Genomic DNA, 18,688 nt, shown 5'->3' with positions numbered 1-18,688 from the left:
CCCGCGACGACGCCCCGGATCAGCCGCGCAACCCGCTCGCCCGCAGCACCCGCCGGGAAATCCCGGCCTCGAGCGCCTCGGCGGTACCGATGATCCGCACCCGCTGCCGGGCGCGAGTGATCGCGGTATAGAGCAGTTCACGGGTCAGCAGCGTCGACTCCGGGCCCGGCAACACGATCGTCACCGCACCGTACTGGCTGCCCTGACTGCGGTGGATGGTCATCGCGTACACCGTGGTGACACCCGGGAACTGCGTGGGATGCACCAGATACGGTTCGCTGCCGCGCTGCAGCGCCGCACGCAGGCCACCGTCGGCGGACCGCACGATGACACCGGTGTCGCCGTTGTAGATGCGGGCCTCGTGGTCGTTGGCGGTCACGAGCAGGGGTTGTCCGGGAAACCACTGTCCGGCAGCGGATTCCGTGCCGATTCCGGCCGCGGCGACCCAGCCGCCGGCCATCCGGTCCCACCGTTCGACACCGAACGGTCCCTGCCGGTGCGCGCACAGCAGGCGATGCGATTCCATCGCCCGCAGCGCCGCCGCGGCGTGCCCGGCCTCGGCGGCGCTGGTGGATTCGCGGGCGGCGCGCACCACGTCGGCGCGCACATCGGCGATGTCGTCGGGTTCGTGCAGCGACAGTTCCGCACCGCCGTCGTGCAGCAGCGCGAGCGCCGTCTCGGCGTCGCCGGCGCGCACCGCTACCGCCAGGTCGGCGATCCGGCCACCGAACCGGCGGCCGCGGGTCAGGCGAATCATGCCGCCGCGCAATCGGTTTTGTTCCCGTTCACTGAGGTCTTCGGCACCGGCCACCGGGCCCGAACCGGTGTCGAGGATCCGCTCGAGGATCGGATTCGGCGGGCCGGCCACCGGGCCCGCGACCAGATCGGCGAGGACGGCACCGGCATCGACCGAGGCGAGCTGGTCCGGATCGCCGACGAGGACCAGGCGGGCGTCCGGGCGCACGGCCGGCAGCAGCCTGCTCATCATGGTCAGCGACACCATGGAGGTTTCGTCGACGACGATGACGTCGTAGGGCAGCCGGTTGTGGGCGTGATGGCGGAAGCGGGTGGTGCCGCCGCGCTGCCAGCCCAGCAGCCGGTGCACGGTGGCCGCGGTCAGCTCCGGCAGGTCGAGATCGCCGGCCTGTTCACGCACCGATTCCTGTAGGCGCGCAGCGGCTTTGCCGGTCGGCGCGGCCAGCGCGATACGCAGCGGCGCGGTGTCGGCGACCGCGCGCTGATGCGCGACCAGCAGTGCCAGGATGCGGGCGATGGTGTGCGTCTTACCGGTGCCGGGCCCACCGGCGACCACCGTGGTCCAGCTGGTGGCGGCGACGGCGGCGGCGATGCGCTGGCGGTCCGGGGCGGCGCCGGGCCCGCCCGTGCCGGGAAACAGCCGGTCCAGTTCCCGGCGCACGGTGTCCGGGTCGACGAGCGGATGCCCGTGCGCACGCTCCGCGAGCACCTCGCGGATCGTCTGCTCCTGCCGGTAGTAGCGGTCCAGATACAGCAGCGGGCCGCCCTCGGAGTCGACCAGCCGCAGCGGGCACAGCGGTCCGGCCGGGCTGCCGCACACCAGCGGGCTCACGCGCAACTGCTCGCACAGGCTGTCGACATCCGGCCAGGGCAGCAGAGCGGGATCGATCGGTTCCGCCTCGCCGAGATCGAAACCCTCACCGTCGACACCGATTTCGTGCATGCGCCGCAATTCCAGGCACACCGATCCCGACCGCACCGCACGCACCGCGAGCGCGGCGGCCAGCAGCACCTGCTCCCCGGATTCACCGCCGAGCCTGCCCAGCCGCAACGCCACGTGCACATCGGCCGCCGACAACACCCCGGCGGTGTTGAAGGTCCGCAGCAGTCCGGTGGCGCGCTGCGCCAAGGCGATCGCGGTCATCGGCCCTCCCGGCCGGCCAGCAGATCCGACAGCTCCACGATCAGTTCGGCCGGTGGATCCCAGTCGAAGACACCGTGGCCGGGCGGGGTGGCGGGGCCGATCATGCCGCGCACGAACAGATAGCGCACCCCGCCGAGGTGGCGAGCCGGGTCGTAGTCGGACAGGCGCCAGCGCAGATAGCGGTGCAGCGCCGCGGAATACAGCAGCGCCTGCAGTGGGTAGTGCGAGCGCATCATCTCCTCGGCCATGCGGTCGCGCCGATAGTGTGCGACGGTGAGCTCACCGGTGCCGAGCCGGTTGGTCTTGTAGTCGACGACGAGGAAGCGGGGGCCGTCGATCCGCAGCACCGCGTCGATACTTCCGGTCAGATATCCGCGCAACGGAATGTCGTCGAGCAGGTCGAGGGCGTCGGCGTAGGTGGCGAACGGATCGTCGGGCCGCAGATGTTCGCGCAGCAGGGCGCCGATGCGCCGGACCGTCACCCGCTCCGCCACCGGATCGTCACCGCCCGCGAGCGGCAGTTCGAATTCCAGTTCGTTCAACCGATCCCGTGACCGGATGTCGGCCAACGCGACCGGATCGCACGGCGTGCGCAGCACCGCGACGAGCGCGCGGGCGAGTTCACCGGGATCGATACCGGCCATGAGTTGCTCGACGGCCTCTTCGCAGCGCAACCGGACCTCGGCGGCCAGATCCGGCGCATCGGTGTCGACCCGCTCGAGCACGCCGTGCACCAGCGTGCCGAATTCGGCGCCGTAGGGCAGGTCGTTCATCAACGACGGTGCCGCACCGGCGAATTCGTCCCCAGCTCCGAGGCCGGGACCGAGTTCCGGCGCCGGGGACAGCGGCTCGTCGGTGCCGCCCTCGACGGTATCCGGCGTCACGAAATCCGTTGCAGCGTGGGCGGTTTCGTGCGCGGAGGCGGTGAGCGCCGAGTACGAGGTACGGCGCCAGTCGTGGTCGACGGAGCGGGTGAACCGCGCGGCCTCGAGTGCCTTGTCGCCGGTGTGACCGCGTTCGGTGCGCAGCTGCGCCTCCACCGCCGCGCGGACGGGCTCGATCTCGATCAGGCCGGGGCCGGCGGCCGCGGCCCATTCGCGCAACTGCTGCAGCACGATCGGATCCGCGGGCACCTCACTGCGGGCCGGCACCTCGGCGCTGCCGGGGTCGCGGCCCAGGATCATCCGGTGCAGCGGCGCGGCGGCCGTACCGTAGGCCGGCGCCCACCACGCCACCACCTGACACTGCGCCCGGGTCACCGCGACATACAACAGCCGCAGTTCCTCCCCCGCTTCCTCGGACTCACAGCGACGGCGGTGCTCGGCGTAACCGGGCGCCTCGGGGCCGCCGACGTCCAGGACCCGTTCCTCGCCGTCGTGGAACAGCAGCGTCGACGGATTGGGGTTCTTCGCGCCGTCCCACGCGAAGGGCAGATAGACGACGGGGAATTCCAGGCCCTTACTGGCGTGCACGGTGGCGATCTGCACCGCGGCGGCATCGCGGTCGAGGCGGCGGCTGCGTCCCGCGACCGCGCCCGAGGCCGGATCGCGCACCCGGTCGGCCAGCCAGCGGGTCAGCGCGGTGAGCCCGAGCGATTCCCGCGCGGCGACCTCGTCGAGCAGTTGCGCGATATGCCGCAGATCGGTCAGGCGCCGTTCGCCGCCGCTCTGGGCCAGCAGTCGCGGCGCGGGCTGGGCCTGGGCGGACAGCCGGTCGAACACCGCCGCGAAACCGGAGCGCGCGAACAGCCGGGCCGCATCGCGCAGTTGAGTGCTGAGCCGGCCCACCAGATCCGCGCCACCGGCGTCGATATCGGCCGCGGACAGTCCGAGCAGTGGGGTGGTGGCCGCCAGCCGCACCCGGTCACCGCGGTGCGGTTGTTCCAGCGCGCGCAGCACCCACAGCCAGTCGGTGGCGCTGCGGGTGGCGAAAACGCTGGCGCCACCGGCGAGTACGGAGGCGACTCCGGCGCGGTCCAGTTCCGCGCGCACCAGGTCGATCTGCGCGCGGGTGCGGACCAGCACGGCGATATCGCCGGGTCCCAGCGCACGGTCGCCGATGCGCGCGCCGGACTCGAGGGTGCGGACGATATCGGCGGCGAGGTCGGTGGCCACCCGATCGCGCTGGCGGCCCACCACCGGGAACCCGCTGCCGTTCAACGCTCCCGCGCCCTGGCGGGGAAAGCACCTGAGCCGCAACGGAACCGCCGCGCCGCCGGGCCCGGTGAGCCGGCTGTGCGGACGCACCGCCGTGACCGGCGGCACCGTGATCTGCGCATGTCCGAGGGCGGCGCCGCCGAGCATGTGGTGCAGTGCCGCCAGCAGACCGGCGTCGCTGCGGCGGTTGGTATCGAGTTCGCGGCGGGTGTCGGCGTGGGCGACGGCGTCCAGGTAACTGAGGACCTCGGCGCCGCGGAAGGCGTAGATCGCCTGTTTCGGATCGCCGACCAGCACCAGGGTGGTGTGGTCGTGGAAGACCCGCCGCAGGATGTCCCATTGCAGGGGGTCGGTGTCCTGGAATTCGTCGACCAGTGTCACGCGGAAGCGGTCGCGGATGCGGCGACACGCGCGCTCGCCGTGCACCGGGTCGGCGAGTACGTCGTGCAGCAGCACCAGCTGGTCGTCGAAGTCGCGGATGCCCGAAAGCCGTTTGCGCCGATCGACTTCCGCGCGCACCGCGGCCGCGAACGCCGCCGCCTCGGCCGCCGGGTGATCGCCGAGCTCCTCCCCCGGCACCAGCCGCGCGCGCCGGTCCGCCACCGCGGCCGCCGCCAGCGACAGTGCCTGGCGCACCGGCATCGGCGCGCCGCCACGGGCGTAACGGGCCAGGTACAGGTCCTCGGCGACCGTGCTCACCAGTTCCTCGATGCCCTCGACCAGCCGCACCCGCGGATCGTGTTCGCCCGCGATGCCGAGTTCGTCGAGCATGCGCTGACAGAACCCGTGCGTGGTGGAGATGGTCCCGGCATCGAAATCCGACAGCGCCGCGACCAGCCGCCGGCGCCGCCGCACCACCTCGGCCGGATCGGCAGCGGCCAGATGGGCGATCAGCTCGTCGGTTCCGGCGCGCGCGGCCTCCGGATCGTCGAGCGCGGCCGCGACCGTGACGAACCGCTCCCGCGTGCGTTCCCGCAACTCCTGGGTCGCCGCCCGGCTGAAGGTCACCAGCAGCAGCTGCGAGATGTCGACCAGCCCCTCGGCGACGAACCGCACCGCGAGCCCGACGATGGCGTAGGTCTTGCCGGTCCCCGCGCTGGCTTCGAGAACCGTTGTCCCCGTGGGCAAGTCACCACACAGATCGAATTGGCCGAACGAGGCGGAACGCCGTGCGGCGACGCCCGCCGAACGCCGCGCGTTCGTGCGCCCGGTATTTCCTGCGGCAGTGTCACGGCCGTTCGACGGCGAGCGGACCGGCGCCGGTTCGGGTTCCACGGCGACGTATCGCACGGCCACACGACCATCCGCATGTGGCACGTCATCGGCACCGCGGCCGGCCGAGCGCTTCTCGGCATTCGCTGTTCCCGGTTCGCAGTCGGCGAGCTCGAATTCACCACCACTGCGCCGCCCGTCGGCATCGGTGTCGGCGGCGCGACCCGATGCGTCCGGGGCCACAGCGAAAGCGTTTCTGTCCGTCTCGGATTGGACCTTCCCTGCATCTGCACGCTCGTCGGTCAGAGCGGCCCCGGCGTTGTCGGCGTCGGGGACACGGCGGGCGACCTCCGAGCCACCGCTGCGCTGGTCTTCGGCACCGCTGTCGGCCCCGGCGCCGGAGGGCTCATCAGCCGTATCGGGAAGGTCCGCACCGTTCCCCGGATCGACCTCGTCGATGGCGAAAAGTTCAGCGGCATCGGCCGATTCATCGGCATCGCGAGTGCGTCGGCGACGGGTGGTGGTGTGCGCCGCCGCTTCCGGGGCGCGCAGATCGGTGACGGGGAACAGTTCCTCGGTCATGGCTGCCCCTGGGATTCGTTGGCCAGCAGCGGATTCCACAGTCGACGGGCCACCGAGCCGAACGTGGTGGTCTCGCCGTAGCGGTCCGGTTCGGGCAGCGGGGTTTCCAGTTGCTCGAAGGTCGGTTCGGGGCCCCGGATGTAGGTCAGGTAGCGGTCGGTGTGGTCACCGAACGGGCGCGGCCCCTTCGGCCCGCCGTAGAACTCCTCTTCCGCGGCGGCGCGAGCGGAGTCGAGATCGGCTCCGCGGCAGCGCCGTTCGGCATACACCGCCGAGGCCGACGGCGCGAACGACAGCGGTTCGGCCAAGCCCTCCTCGCGCAGGTCGGCCAGCTCGCGCAGCAGGTCCGCGGCGAGCGCGGGGGCCGGTGCGGTCAGCGACGAACGCCAGGCCGGGCGGCCGAACTTGCCGCGCCCGATGCTCACGGCCTGCCAGCCCTGATGGCGTTCGGTGGCGGCCAGGCCCAGCAGCCGCACCCACGCCGCCATCCGATGTTTGGGCGCGAGCCGCGAATAGGTGGCGCGCACGACGGCGTCGTCGTGCACATCGGCGACCGTCCCGGTCAGCCGCCGCCCCGACCCCAGGTCCACCGCGATATCGATGGTGCGCGCCGGCGCCTGCTGCAGGGGCGCGGCGACCTGCGCCAGCCGGTCGACGGTGGACTCCACCTCGGCCAGCACCGAAGCGCCGAGACCGAACGGCGGCAGGGTGCCGCGCCGCCATTCCGCGGCGCGCAGGGCGCCCGGATCGGCGCCGGTGAGCCGGGCCGCCAGCATGCGTTCGCCGATGTTCCAGGTGGCCAGCCCGGTCAGTTCGATGGGCAGGCGCTCGTCGATGTCCTCGTCCTCCTCCGGCACCCGGATGCCCAGCCGCTGCCACAGGAAGGCCCGGATCGGATGTTCGGCGAACGACACCAGTTCCGCCAGTTCCACATCCGTGCGCGCCACGGCGGGCAGTGGGCCGGGCAGCCACGGCGGGCTCGGTTGGGCGGGGCGGGCCGCGGCGCGGGCCGCGGCCAGCGCGAGGGTGTCGAAACCGAAGGGGTCGAACGCGTCGAAATTGCGGCCGTCGTAGGCCTGCAGCGGATGCCGGCGCACCACCTCACCGGTCCCGCGGTGGGCGCGCACCACGTCGATCAGTTCCGCGAGCGGTGTCACCGGCGGCCGGGACGTACCGGTCACCGGATCGGCACCGGTGTAGAGCACCACCAGATGCTGTTCGGCGGCGAGAACGGCATCGAGCAGCAGCCCGCGATCCTCGCTGCGCGGATCACGTTCTCCGACAAGCGGTTCCCGCGCGGTGACGTCGTCGCCGTCGATGCCGCCGGTGCGCGGGAACACCTCGTCGTCGAGCCCGAGCAGCACCACCACCCGATGCGGCACCGACCGCATCGGCGCCAGCGCGCAGACGGTGAGCTCACCGGTGCGGTAATTGGAGCGCGGCGCCCGGGCCCGGGACCGCGCCCGCAGGGCGGCGACCACATCGGGCAGCCGCAACTCGGCCGCATCCGCGTGCTCGAAGGCGGCGGCCAGCTCCCGGCGCGCCTGCACTCCCTGCCAGGCCGCGGCGGCCGGTAGATCGGTGAGCAGATCGAGCGCGCGATGCAGGATCTGCAGCCACTGCCGGGCGGGGCGCGGTGTGCCGGCGGGTTCGGCCGGGGTGGGACCGCTCAGATCGCGCACGCACACCGCGAGCCGGTCGACGAATTCGGCGAAACGCCCGGCCAGATCCACATCGCCGGAGTCGACGTCGTCGAGCGGCAGCGCCAGATCCAGCCAGTCCTCCCCCGATTCCCCCGCGGCGACGCCGAGGAGAATGCGATCGACCGCCGCGTTGAGGGTGTTCTGGCCGAATTCGGCGAGTCCGAAGGCCTGCCGCTGCCGTTGCCCGATCCCCCAGCGGGCGCCGGTTTCGGCGGCCCATTCGCGCAGCCGCTCGATATCGTCGTCGTCGAATCCGCAGCGACACCGGACGGGTTCGGTCGCGGCGAGGTCGAGCACCTGGGTGACCCCGACACGTCCCTCGGCCAGCGCCAGCAGATCCTCCAGCACCGCGAGCACCGCATTCGCCGCGCCGGCACTGCGTTCGGCGGGGCGCACCCGTAAGCCGTGGGCGGGGTTCGCGTCGGGGTCGTCGAGAGCGGCGGGACCCTGGCCGAAGGCCGCCCGCACCAGCGGGGCGTAGCCGTCGGGATCGGGGCACAGCACGATCACGTCGCGCGGTTCGAGGGTGGGATCGCGCTGGAAGAGGCCGAGCAGGACATCACGCAACACCTCCACCTGCCGGGCGGGGCCGTGGCAGGCGTGGATCTGCACGCTGTCGTCGGCGTCGCACGCCACCGGCGGCCAGCGGTCCGCGCGGATGGCCTCCTGGACCTCGGAAAGCACTGTGCCCGAACCCTTTTCGACACCGGAGCCCGGCTGGTGGTGCTGGTCGACGAAATCCACGGTCGCCAGCCTGTGCTGCACCTCGCGCACGTCACGGCCCAGCGCCGCCAGCAGCGGATGGCGGGCGATCGGATCGGCCACCACCCGCCGGGGGGCGGCGGAACGGGTTCGCACGATCGTCGCCGCACCCGCGAGCCCGACCGCGCCTGCCGCGGTCTCGTCGTATCCGGCCACGCCACCTGCCGCCGGACGGCCGACCTCGGCACCCTCCGCCGCGGCAGCCGTGCCGGACCGCAACCGCTCCCACAGCGCCGGGCTGGGATGGACCAGCCAGAGGTGCACGTCCCGGTGTTCGGCCACCGCCTCGAGTACCGCGAGCTGCGCGGCCGCGACCCGAGGCAGTCCGAAAACCGAAAGACGCTGCGGCAGATCGATACTCGCGGGGTCGGTGCGCAGCCGGCGGCAGACGGCGTCGAGCCGCTGCGCGGGTGCGGGAATGCCGATCGCCTCGCGCACCCGCCGCCACAGTCGCGGCTGCCACCGCAGATCGTCGGGCAGGTCGGCGCCGCAGCCATCGGTGTCGGCGCCGTCGGCCCAGTCGGCGATCAGGGCGGGGCGGGTGGTGCCATAGGTGTCGAAGAGGGTCGCGATATGCGTCGCGGTGCTCAGCCGCCGCCCCGCCCGGTACGCCTCGGCCGGGCCGGCGCCCACGCCCAGATGCCGCGCCAGCACCGCCGCCCACGGCTCGCCGATCGCGGCGTCCATCGCCGCCAGTACCGGCCACACCAGCCGGTCGGGTGCCCACGGGTCGGCGTCGGCGGTGATATCGGAGGCCGTGGCCGAGATGTCGGCGACCAGCGACGCCGGGGTCGGATAGTCGATGTTGGCGGCCACGCCGTCACCGCTCCGCGCGCCCAGGGTCACCGCGAGCCGCTGGTTGAGCCAGCGTTGCACGCCGTGCGCGCCGACCGCGACGACCTCGGCGGCGAAGGGATCCGGCAGCGGGTGCGACAGCATCGCGGCGAGCGCGTCGGCGAGCGTGCGCGCCGACTCGGCCCGGTGGATGTGCAGCACCTGCGCACCGCCTCTCTGTCCCTCGCGCGCGATCCTTTGTCGCGGTGATGCGGCGCGCCCGATCCTACAAACCCGGCCACCGCTCCCGGCGGCACCGACCCGTCTCGGAGCGCCGCACCGTGCCGATGCGGTGGTACGAGCCATCCGCAACCGATCCGTCACCGCCCGTTACCACCGATTTGCCGCTCTTCGCAGCATGTCACCAAACATTCGGCAACACAATCGAATCCGGCCATCATGACCATTCGGCTATCACGAACGCAATTCGCCACCGCGTGTCACCCGCACACCGGGTCCGTCGTGTGCCACAGTGCTCCGCGGGGAGGTTTCGGGAGAAGCGGTATCGAAAGGCTGGTTCGATTCATGTCTGCGACGGTGGTCCCCCTCGTACCCAGATCCGGGTTCACGGTACGGCGATCGGGCGAGACGTGGGAATTGATCAACTCCCGGCACTACGGCCGCGGCGTGGTGCTGCACAGCTGGGCTCGCGACGAACATTCCGAGGCCTTCGAGCACTGCTATCGGCTCAACGGCCGCAGCGTCGAGGAACTGCTCGCGGCATTCCCCTGACCTGCGCCGTTGCGGTCGATATGGCCGAAATGCGCTGGCCTGCAACGATCTCCGCGTAGCTAGCACATCCGCAGGCCGACCTCAAGACGTGCGTGATCGGCGCATTTGTGGCTATTGTGGCTCACCGTGCGTTATCCCCGGACCGCGTCGCGCGGCATTCGAACCACCCGCCTGGCCGCCGGTGCCTGCGTCGTCGCCGCCGCGCTGATGGCGGGCACCCCCGTGCTGGATCCCGCTCCGGCCGCCGCCGTCCCGCTGCGTATGCAGGGCTGCCGCGACGGCTTCGACTGCGATATGAGCAGCCGGATCGCGGCCGTCGACAACTATCTGGCCTCCCGGCCCGGCGTCACCGGCTATGTGGTGCGCGACCGCGTCACCGGCGGCACCTATGCCAACGGCAACGCCGAGACCCTGTTCTGGACCGCCTCCACCATCAAACTGGCGATCGCCGAGGATCTGCTCAACCGGGCGCGCGTCGGCGCGATCGCGCTGACGCCCGAGGACCGCACCCAGATGGAGTCCATGCTGGCGACCTCCAACGACGCCGCGGCGGACTTCCTGTGGAACAAGTACGCGGGCCCGGACCGGCAGGCGTTCAACAACGCCTTCCGTGCCAACGGGATGACCGGCCTGGTGCCGCGCCCGACCAACGGCAACGGACATCTGTTCCCGGACTGGGGTTTTCAGCAGTGCACGCCGTCGGATCTGGACCGGCTGATGAGCAACGTGCTCGACCACATGCACCCCGACGACCGCGGTTATCTGCTCGATCGGATGCGCAAGGTCGACACCAACCAGCACTGGGGCGTATGGGGCGCCGGCGATGCCAACCACCCCGGCCTCAAGAACGGCTGGTCCGACGAGAACGGCGGCTGGGTGGTCAACTCGGTCGGCTTCGCCGGGCCCGGTGAGCGCTACACCCTCGCGGTGATGAACTCGCTCGGCGACCAGGGCGGCTACACCGACGGCGAGGAGACCACCACCCACGTCGCGCAGCTGCTGTTCGCCGGTCGCTAGTCACAGCCGCGACAGCCGCATCGGCGCCCCGTCGCGCGGGAACGGGATGGTGTTGAAGCCCCACGGCATCAGGTAGTCGTCGGGGATGTGCCAGCGGTAGGCGCGCACCATCGCCGCGATGACCACCTTCACCTCGAGGGTGCCGAAATGCATGCCGATACATTTGTGCGCTCCCGCGCCGAACGGCATCCACGCCAGCCGGTGCGATTTGTCCTCGCGCCGGCCCTCGGTGAATCGCTCCGGATCGAAACGCGCGGGATGCGACCACAATTCGGGGATCAGGTGGTTGACGCCGTAGGCGACGTCGACGTGGGTGCCGGCCGGAATGTAGTGACCGGCCACCTCGGTATCGCGCACGGCGCGGCGCACCAGGCCCGGCACGGGCGGTACCAGCCGCAGGCTCTCCTTGATCACCAGATCCAGATCCCGCAGGCGATCCAGGTCGGCGATCGTCGGCGGCGCGCCGTCGAGTTCGTCGAACAGTGCCTGCGCCTCGGCACGCACCCGCTGCTGCCAGTCGGGGTGGCGGCCCAGATAGTAGGCGACCGAGGTCGCGGTGGTGGTGGTCGTGTCGTGGGCGGCCATGATCAGGAAGATCATGTGGTTGACCACATCGGCGTCGGAGAACATCGCACCGTCCTCAGCGCGCGCGTGACACAGCGCGGAGAAGAAATCCGCACCCTCCTCGCGACGCTTGTGCGGCACCATCGCGGTGAAATACTCCTCGAGCGTCCGGCGGCCGCGCAGGCCGGCACGCCACGCACCGCCGGGCACCGGATAGCGCACCAGGGCCAGCGGTGCGTGGGTGCAGTCGAGGAAGGCCTGTCCGAGCTGATGCCGTTGCGGTCCGGCATCGACGCCCATGAAGGTTTCGGTGGCGATCTCCAGAGTGAGATCTTTCACCGTCGGATACAGCCGCAGGGTGCGCGCACCTGCCGGACTCCAGCGCTCGACCGCGGCCTCGACCACCGGGCTCAATTGCGCCAGATGCGATTCCAGCCGCTCGCGGGTGAACGCCTGCTGCATGATGCGCCGGTGGAACATGTGCTCGGAGAATTCCAGCAGCAGCAGTCCGCGGCGGAAGAACGAGCCGATCAGGAAGTCCCAGCCCTGCCCGAAATCGTTGCGCCGCTTGCCGAGTACCTCGTCGACGGCCTGCGGACCGGCGACCAGGACGCGGTCGATACCGAAGGATTTGTTGTAGCTGACCGGGCCGTAGCGGCGGTAGCGGTCGTACATCTCGGCCGGACCCCAGCGCAGATACTGCAGCGAACGGCCCAGCACCGGCAGTCCGGCGTCGCCGCGCACGGCCGACGCCGCACTGCCCCGCGGCGGTGTCGCCAGGACCTGCTCCCGGGCCGGTAATCGGTGCAGCAGCCGGTCGATGGGATGGCCGTCCGGAATTTCGATGAAGCCGATGTTCTCTCGCTCGGCGGCGGAGGGACGCGGGTCGACGCTGACCATGACTGATGCCTCCCGAACACAGCGGCCGCGCCACGCCGCCCGGCCGCAAGAAAAGTACACCTCGTACATTAGAGGTAGAATCGCGCTGTGACAAGGGACACAGAAATTCGGCGTCCAGGACGGCCGCCCGGGCCACCCCGGGATCCCGGCCGCCGGCGCGCGGAGATCCTGGACGCGGCCGAGCGGGTGGTGGCCGGCTCCGGAGCGCGCATGACGATCGCGCAGGTCGCCGCCGAGGCCGGATACGCGCGCACCGCGGTGTACGCGGTGTTCCCGGACCTCCCGGCGCTGATCGATGCGCTGGCCGAGCGACATATGAACGCGATCATCGCCGCCGCCGACCGCCTGCTGGCCCAGCCGCTACCCGCACAACAGCTGCTGCGGGCGGTGGTGACCCTGATGTGCGATTTCGTCGACGCCAATCCCAACCTGCACCACGTCATGATGCAGCGGCTCGAGCGCGGCGACGCCGAGCACCGGCCGTTCTTCACCCGCGTAACCGATTGGGCGACATCGATTTTCGACATCATCCTGCGCCGCCTCGACGCCGACCCGGCGCTGGCGCGGATCTGGGCGACCGCCACCGTCGGCGCCATTCTGATGTCGGCCGAGGCCTGGATACAGCAGCCGAGCCGCTCCCGCGCCGACTTCGTCGACCAGCTCGCGGCCTTCCTGTGGCCGACCGTGGAGAGCATCGGCGGCGACCGCCTCGTCGGGCCGCTGGTGGGCGCGGCGGAGCCGGTGCCGAAATGAACGCATACCCGCCCCGCGCGGGCCGAAACCGGGGCCCGAGGCGCGGACGCGCCGACATTCGGTGCTCGTCGTGACTGCCTCCGGGCAGCCGACTACCGTTGAGCCTGTCGTAGACCGAACGTCCGGCGAGGAGCGCTGATGGGAACCGAAACTGTCGAGAACCGACGCCACCGCGTGGTGGTGATCGGATCCGGCTTCGGCGGCTTGTTCGCGTGCAAACATCTCGAGCACGACAACGTCGATGTCGTACTGATCTCCAAGACCTCCACGCACCTGTTCCAACCGCTGCTCTACCAGGTCGCCACCGGCATCCTGTCCACCGGTGAGATCGCCCCCGCCACCCGCATCGTGCTGCGTAAACATCACAACACGCGGGTCATCCTGGGCGAGGTCCACGATATCGACCTGGTGAACAAGACCGTGACGTCGAAACTGCTCAACCAGGACACCGTCACCTCCTTCGACAGCCTGATCGTCGCGACCGGCGCCCAGCAGTCCTATTTCGGCAACGACCAGTTCGCCACCTACGCGCCGGGGATGAAGACCATCGACGACGCGCTGGAACTGCGCGCGCGCATCCTCGGCTCGTTCGAGGAGGCCGAACTGGCCAAGACCCAGGAGGAACGCGACCGGTTCCTGACCTTCGTCGTGGTCGGCGCCGGACCGACGGGCGTCGAACTGGCCGGCCAGATCGCCGAACTCGCCGACCGCACCCTCGTCGGCACCTTCCGCAACATCGATCCGCGCGACGCGCGCGTCCTGCTGGTCGAAGGCGCCGGTGCGGTGCTCGCGCCCATGGGACCCAAACTCGGCGGCAAGGCGCAGCGCCGCCTCGAGAAGATGGGCGTGGAAATCCAGCTCAACGCCATGGTCACCGATGTCGACGCCCGCGGCGTGACGGTCAAGGACAAGGACGGCACCGAGCGTCGCATCGAATCGGCGTGCAAGGTGTGGTCGGCCGGAGTGCAGGCCAGCGAACTGGGCAAGATGCTGGCCGAACGGTCCAAGGGCACCGAAACCGACCGCGCCGGGCGGGTCGTGGTCGAACCGGATCTGACCATCAAGGGATATCCGAACGTCTTCGTCGTCGGCGACCTGATGGCGGTGCCCGGCGTCCCCGGCCAGGCGCAGGGCGCCATCCAGGGCGCCACCTACGCGGCCAAGCAGATCAAGGCCGAGGTCGCCGGTAAGCAGACCCCGGATCAGCGCAAGCCGTTCAAGTACTTCAACAAGGGCAGCATGGCGACGGTGTCGCGGTTCAACGCCGTCTGTCAGATCGGCAAGCTGGAGTTCTCCGGCTTCCTCGCGTGGCTCATCTGGCTGGTGCTGCACCTGTACTACCTGATCGGCTACCGCAGCCGGACCGTCACCGTGTTCCAGTGGTTCGTCGCCTTCCTCGGCCGCAACCGCGGGCAGATGGCGGCCACCGAACAGTGGGTCTTCGCCCGGCTGGCACTCGAGGCCATGAACGGCAACGAAACCGACGCCCGGGAAGTGGAGGCCGAGGTCGGTAACACGACGCCTCCCGCCGCACCGGGTGAGCCGCCGGCGAAACCGGCGGCCACTACGCCGGACGGCGAAAAGGCCGCGGGCTCGAGCGAGTCCACTGCGACGAGCCAGTCCGGTGCTTCGAACGAGTCGACTACCTCCGGCTCGTCGCAGCCGAAGGCGGGCTGACGACTCCGCCTGTTCACCAGAGCACTACCGAGGGCCGTAAGCCGAAGCGCTTGCGGCCCTTGTGCATTCGCATCGGCCGCGAAAGCACGATCGATTCCCCGGTTCCCGGAGCGAGCCCGATGTCCCGGCTCACCCCGCTGCGGCGGCGCGACAGCGAAGGTTCGCCGGAGTGTCGGACAGCCGCGCGCCCGTCCACGTCGACAGCGAACCCCCGGCTGCCAGCGGCAGCACCGCGGCGGCCACACCGATGGTGGCGGCGGGGGCGTCGTCGGGATATCGCAGCTCGCTGGACAGCGCGCGGGGGGCCGACAGCAGGTCGTCAGCGGCGGTGCCGGCGCCGAGTTCCAGGCGATGCCGCAGCAGCGGCAGGGTCGACGTGTCGGCGATGAGGTCGCCGCACCAGCCGCCGTGATCCTCGCCGGTGCGGCCGATCTGCACGCGTTCGCGAATACGGACCCGGGCGTCGGCGGCCAGCCGCACCCGGGTGACGGCACGATGGCAGGCTCCCCCGGCGACGACCGTCGGTTCCGGATCGACATCGAGTTCCCCGCCCGCGCCGACGTCGAACGTCCACGATGCCGTGGACGACGGGGTCGTGCGACCGGGGAGCACGATCGTCGCCGCGACCGAGCGAACCATCAGACGCGCACCGGGCTCGACCACGATGCGGATATCGAGTTCGTCCCCGCCGAGCGGCGTGGCCGCGGCACCGATCAGATGCACCGTATCCGGTCCGGTGCAGCGGACCGCCAGCGCGCCGGTGGCCGCCGACCACGGCCGGGCCCCGGCACGCGCGACGATGCGAATCTCAGTGCGCAACAGCGCTTTCCCCGGCGGCCTCGGCGGCCGCCACCGCCCCCAGCTGATCGCGCACCCACGCCAGCACCGGTGTCGCGGCCGGATCCTCGGTCAGCGAGCTGAAGACGAACGGGCGGCCCGCGCGCACCGCCGCGGAATCGCGGCGCATCACCTCGAGGTCGGCGCCCACCATCGGCGCCAGGTCGGTCTTGTTGATCACCAGCAGATCCGAGAACGTCACGCCCGGACCGCCTTTGCGCGGCACCTTGTCGCCGCCGGCCACGTCGACGACGAAGATCTGCACATCGATCAGGCCCGCGGAGAAGGTGGCGGTGAGGTTGTCGCCGCCGGATTCGACCAGAATCAGATCCAGCGGCGGATTCGCCTCGATCAGATCGTCGATGGCGTCGAGATTGGCGGTGATGTCGTCGCGAATGGCGGTGTGCGGGCAGCCGCCGGTCTGCACCGCGCTGATACGTTCGTCGGGAAGGACCGCATGCCGGCGCAGGAAGTCGGCGTCCTCGGTGGTGTAGATGTCGTTGGTCAGCACGGCCAGCGACAGTTCCGCGCGCAGCTGCCGGCACAGCGCCGCGACCAGCGCCGTCTTCCCGGATCCGACCGGCCCGCCGATCCCGATGCGCACCGGCTCCCCCGGCGTCCGCACCCGCTTGGGACGGTCGTGGGCGTGATCGTGCGGTTCGCCGTCGATCAGATGGGGCGGCATGTGCTCTCCTTCGGGCGTCGACTCTCGACGATCATCGTGGCCGATTCATGTGAACCCGGTGTTACCTCCCGGGCGGCGAATGTCCGGCCGGCGGTCGCTCCGCCGCGCGGGCTACGACGCGAACAGCGGCATCTCGCGGTCGAGGTGGCGCTGAGCGAGCACGTCACCGAGCGGATCGGAGAGGGCGGCCGGGCCCATCGTGGCCGTGCGGGCAGTGTCGTCGCACAGTGGAGCCAGCTCCAGCGTGATCGCCGCGACCGCGGCCGGGTCGAGGGCGAGCAGTCGTTGTGCCGCGGTGGCGGCTCCGGTCATCGTCGTATAGACCACGACCCCGGCGATCTCCACCGGCCGCACCCCTGCGGCCAGGCCCACGACACCGAAGACCGTGGACAGATGCGGCCGCATGCCCAGGGCGGGCCAATCATGCTGCGGCCACACCTGTTTCGCTAGCCGCAACAGTCCGCGCCCCTGTGCCCGAGACGCCGTGCGTGCCGCCGGTGCCGGGGTACGGGCATCGGCTTCCGCCTCGGCCGCCGAGGGCCGCAGGGCTTCCGCGCAGACCGCCGCCGACAGCGACGCCGTGACCAGACCCGTGGTGCGGATCCGGCGCCGCAGATAGGCCGCCACCGTGTCGAGGTCACGCACGAGCCCGGAGCTGATGGCCTCCTCGACCCCGCCCGAATGCACATGCCCGCCGATGGGCAGCCGCGAGTCGGCGAGCGACATCACCATCGCGAGACTCATGGACATCTCCTGCGGCCGGGCACGATCTCCGATCCTAGAACCGCGCGGGTCGGCCCGCGGCGGCGAAGTCCGCCGAGGCGCTCACCGCGGCCCACTTCTCGGTTTCCTCGGCCCGGACCTGTCCGGCCGACCTGGCCGCGGCCAGCGCATCACTGCCCAGCAGCAGGCGGCGTGGCGGTTCGTCGGAGGCGGCCACCTCGACGATGATGCGGGCTGCGCGAGCGGGGTCGCCGGGCTGGGATCCGTCGTTGTCGCGGCGGAAACGGTGGACGGCGCCGACGCTCGCCTCGTAGTCGGCGCCCACCGGATGGATGGTCATCGAGGCGCCCTGCCAGTCGGTGCGGAAGGCGCCCGGCTCGACGATCACGACCCGCACCCCGAACGGGGCCACCTCGCTCGCCAGCACTTCGGAGAATCCCTCGACCGCGAATTTCGCTGTCTGATAGGCGCCCAGCCCGGGCGAACCACCGACACGGCCGCCGATCGAGGAAATCTGCACGAAGGTCCCCGAGCGCTGGGCCCGCAGTACCGGGAGCGCGGCGCGGGTGACGTGCACGACGCCGAACAGGCTGGTTTCGACCTGCGCCCGGAAATCGTCGGCGGCCATCTCCTCGATCGGGGCGCTGTCGGCGTATCCGGCGTTGTTGACCACGACATCGAGCGAGCCGAAGGTCTCGGTGGCCGCGCGCACGGCGGCCTCGGCCGCCGCCGGGTCGGTGACGTCCAATCGCACCGGCAGGATCCGCGAACCGTAGCGCTGGACCACCTCGTCGAGTTGTTCGGGGCGACGCGCACCGGCGACGACCCGATGCCCGGCGGCCAGGGCGGCCTCGGTCAGCTCGCGTCCCAGGCCCCGCGACGCACCGGTGATCAGCCATGTTCCGGCCATGTTCTCTTCTCCGTCCTCCGGTCCGGGCGCTGTCGGCGCGACCGGCCAATTTCAACTGCCACATCAATGTAGCACTTATGTCAAGTTTCGCTGCTTCGACGGGGCGATTTTTGGTAGTTCCGCTGCATAGCTGTGTACATTGAAGCCGTGAGAGCTGACGCCGCCCGCAATATCGAACTGGTGCTGACCACCGGCGCCCGGCTGCTCGCCGGCGATCCGTCCGCGAGCCTGTCGGCCATCGCCGCCGAAGCCGGCGTGGACAGGCGCACCGTCTACCGCCGGTTCGCCTCGCGCGACGAACTTCTCGCGGCCGTCTATCAGGCTCGATACGACGCGGTCGAGGAAGCCGTCGCGAGCGCCCGGCTCCGGGAGGCGCCGGTCGCGGTCGCCCTGCACCGGTACGTCGAAGCCGTCATCGGGGTCAACCGCCGCTGGCCGGTGCAGACGGCGAGACTGGTGGCCGACGAGACGATTCGCGCACGCCGCGCACCGCTGATCGCCGAGGTCGACGCCTTTCTGCGCCGGGCCACCGACGAAGGCCTGCTCCGCCCCGGCCTCCCCGAGGGCTGGGTATCGACTCTGCTGGCACAGCTGATGGTCAACGCCGCCGAGAATCTCCCCTACCTCGATCCCGCCCGCGCGGCCGACATCGTGGTCGACACCCTGCTGCGCGGCGTGGGCGCCGAGCGCGACATGTCCGCCCGCACTTGACCTCAACAATGATCGAGGTTGCAGGCTGTG

At 71.0% G+C, this 18,688-nt stretch carries 13 protein-coding genes; 5 read left to right on the top strand and 8 right to left on the bottom strand.

Annotation, left to right across the window (positions count from 1 at the left end):
* Nucleotides 1-19: 19 nt before the first annotated feature.
* Genes recD through recC form a run of 3 tightly spaced genes read right to left on the bottom strand, consistent with a single transcriptional unit; the run spans nt 20 to nt 9,311 of the window.
* Nucleotides 20-1,900, bottom strand: coding sequence for an exodeoxyribonuclease V subunit alpha (recD, locus tag IRT45_RS08040; protein ID WP_194805223.1), 1,881 nt, complete (start codon nt 1,898-1,900; stop codon nt 20-22).
* The gene (locus IRT45_RS08035; protein ID WP_228533941.1) at nt 1,897-5,850 is read right to left on the bottom strand and encodes a UvrD-helicase domain-containing protein; all 3,954 of its coding nucleotides are present in this window, start codon (nt 5,848-5,850) and stop codon (nt 1,897-1,899) included. Before IRT45_RS08035 ends, recD begins: the two co-directional genes overlap by 4 nt.
* Nucleotides 5,847-9,311 (bottom strand): exodeoxyribonuclease V subunit gamma, encoded by a 3,465-nt coding sequence (gene recC / locus IRT45_RS08030; RefSeq protein WP_309240840.1) that lies wholly within the window; start codon nt 9,309-9,311, stop codon nt 5,847-5,849. The genes IRT45_RS08035 and recC overlap by 4 nt, the downstream gene beginning before the upstream one ends.
* 363 nt (nt 9,312-9,674) lie before the next feature.
* On the opposite strand from recC, the gene IRT45_RS08025 reads away from it, so the two are divergent.
* Together IRT45_RS08025 and IRT45_RS08020 are read left to right on the top strand one after the other, a co-directional pair.
* On the top strand, nt 9,675-9,881 hold the full coding sequence (locus tag IRT45_RS08025; protein ID WP_194805221.1) for a hypothetical protein: 207 nt from the start codon (nt 9,675-9,677) through the stop codon (nt 9,879-9,881).
* A 126-nt stretch (nt 9,882-10,007) separates the two neighbouring features.
* Nucleotides 10,008-10,898, top strand: coding sequence for a tat pathway signal sequence (locus tag IRT45_RS08020; RefSeq protein WP_309240839.1), 891 nt, complete (start codon nt 10,008-10,010; stop codon nt 10,896-10,898).
* On the opposite strand, the gene IRT45_RS08015 is transcribed toward IRT45_RS08020, so the two are convergent.
* Nucleotides 10,899-12,362: a cytochrome P450 gene (locus tag IRT45_RS08015; RefSeq protein WP_194805220.1), complete on the bottom strand. Its 1,464-nt coding sequence runs from the start codon at nt 12,360-12,362 to the stop codon at nt 10,899-10,901. It abuts the gene before it with no gap.
* A gap of 87 nt (nt 12,363-12,449) precedes the next feature.
* Between IRT45_RS08015 and IRT45_RS08010 the strand changes: the two genes are divergently transcribed.
* Together IRT45_RS08010 and IRT45_RS08005 are read left to right on the top strand one after the other, a co-directional pair.
* Nucleotides 12,450-13,115 carry a TetR/AcrR family transcriptional regulator gene (locus IRT45_RS08010; protein WP_194805219.1) on the top strand — a complete coding sequence of 222 codons (666 nt, stop codon included), beginning with the start codon at nt 12,450-12,452 and terminating at the stop codon, nt 13,113-13,115.
* Between the two features lie 138 nt (nt 13,116-13,253).
* Nucleotides 13,254-14,792 (top strand): NAD(P)/FAD-dependent oxidoreductase, encoded by a 1,539-nt coding sequence (locus IRT45_RS08005; RefSeq protein ID WP_194805218.1) that lies wholly within the window; start codon nt 13,254-13,256, stop codon nt 14,790-14,792.
* A 129-nt stretch (nt 14,793-14,921) separates the two neighbouring features.
* Here IRT45_RS08005 and IRT45_RS08000 read toward each other — a convergent pair whose 3' ends face one another.
* The 4 genes from IRT45_RS08000 to IRT45_RS07985 all read right to left on the bottom strand — a co-directional run bounded on the left by IRT45_RS08000 (nt 14,922) and on the right by IRT45_RS07985 (nt 17,947).
* The gene (locus tag IRT45_RS08000; RefSeq protein ID WP_194805217.1) at nt 14,922-15,611 is read right to left on the bottom strand and encodes an urease accessory protein UreD; all 690 of its coding nucleotides are present in this window, start codon (nt 15,609-15,611) and stop codon (nt 14,922-14,924) included.
* Nucleotides 15,601-16,314, bottom strand: a complete 714-nt coding sequence (gene ureG / locus IRT45_RS07995) for an urease accessory protein UreG (protein WP_194805216.1) — start codon at nt 16,312-16,314, stop codon at nt 15,601-15,603. Before ureG ends, IRT45_RS08000 begins: the two co-directional genes overlap by 11 nt.
* Nucleotides 16,315-16,425: 111 nt before the next feature.
* On the bottom strand, nt 16,426-17,058 hold the full coding sequence (locus tag IRT45_RS07990; protein ID WP_228533939.1) for an urease accessory protein UreF: 633 nt from the start codon (nt 17,056-17,058) through the stop codon (nt 16,426-16,428).
* Nucleotides 17,059-17,092: 34 nt separating this feature from the next.
* Nucleotides 17,093-17,947 (bottom strand): oxidoreductase, encoded by an 855-nt coding sequence (locus IRT45_RS07985; RefSeq protein ID WP_194805214.1) that lies wholly within the window; start codon nt 17,945-17,947, stop codon nt 17,093-17,095.
* A gap of 147 nt (nt 17,948-18,094) precedes the next feature.
* Between IRT45_RS07985 and IRT45_RS07980 the strand changes: the two genes are divergently transcribed.
* A complete protein-coding gene (locus IRT45_RS07980; RefSeq protein WP_194805213.1) occupies nt 18,095-18,658 on the top strand; it encodes a TetR/AcrR family transcriptional regulator in 564 nt (187 codons plus the stop codon).
* Nucleotides 18,659-18,688 lie beyond the last annotated feature (30 nt).

Origin of the sequence: Nocardia sp. BSTN01 (genome assembly GCF_015354405.1) — a bacterium.
Lineage (GTDB): Bacteria > Actinomycetota > Actinomycetes > Mycobacteriales > Mycobacteriaceae > Nocardia.
Note: the sequence above shows the minus strand (reverse complement) of the source record. Positions and strands in the feature narration are given on the sequence as shown.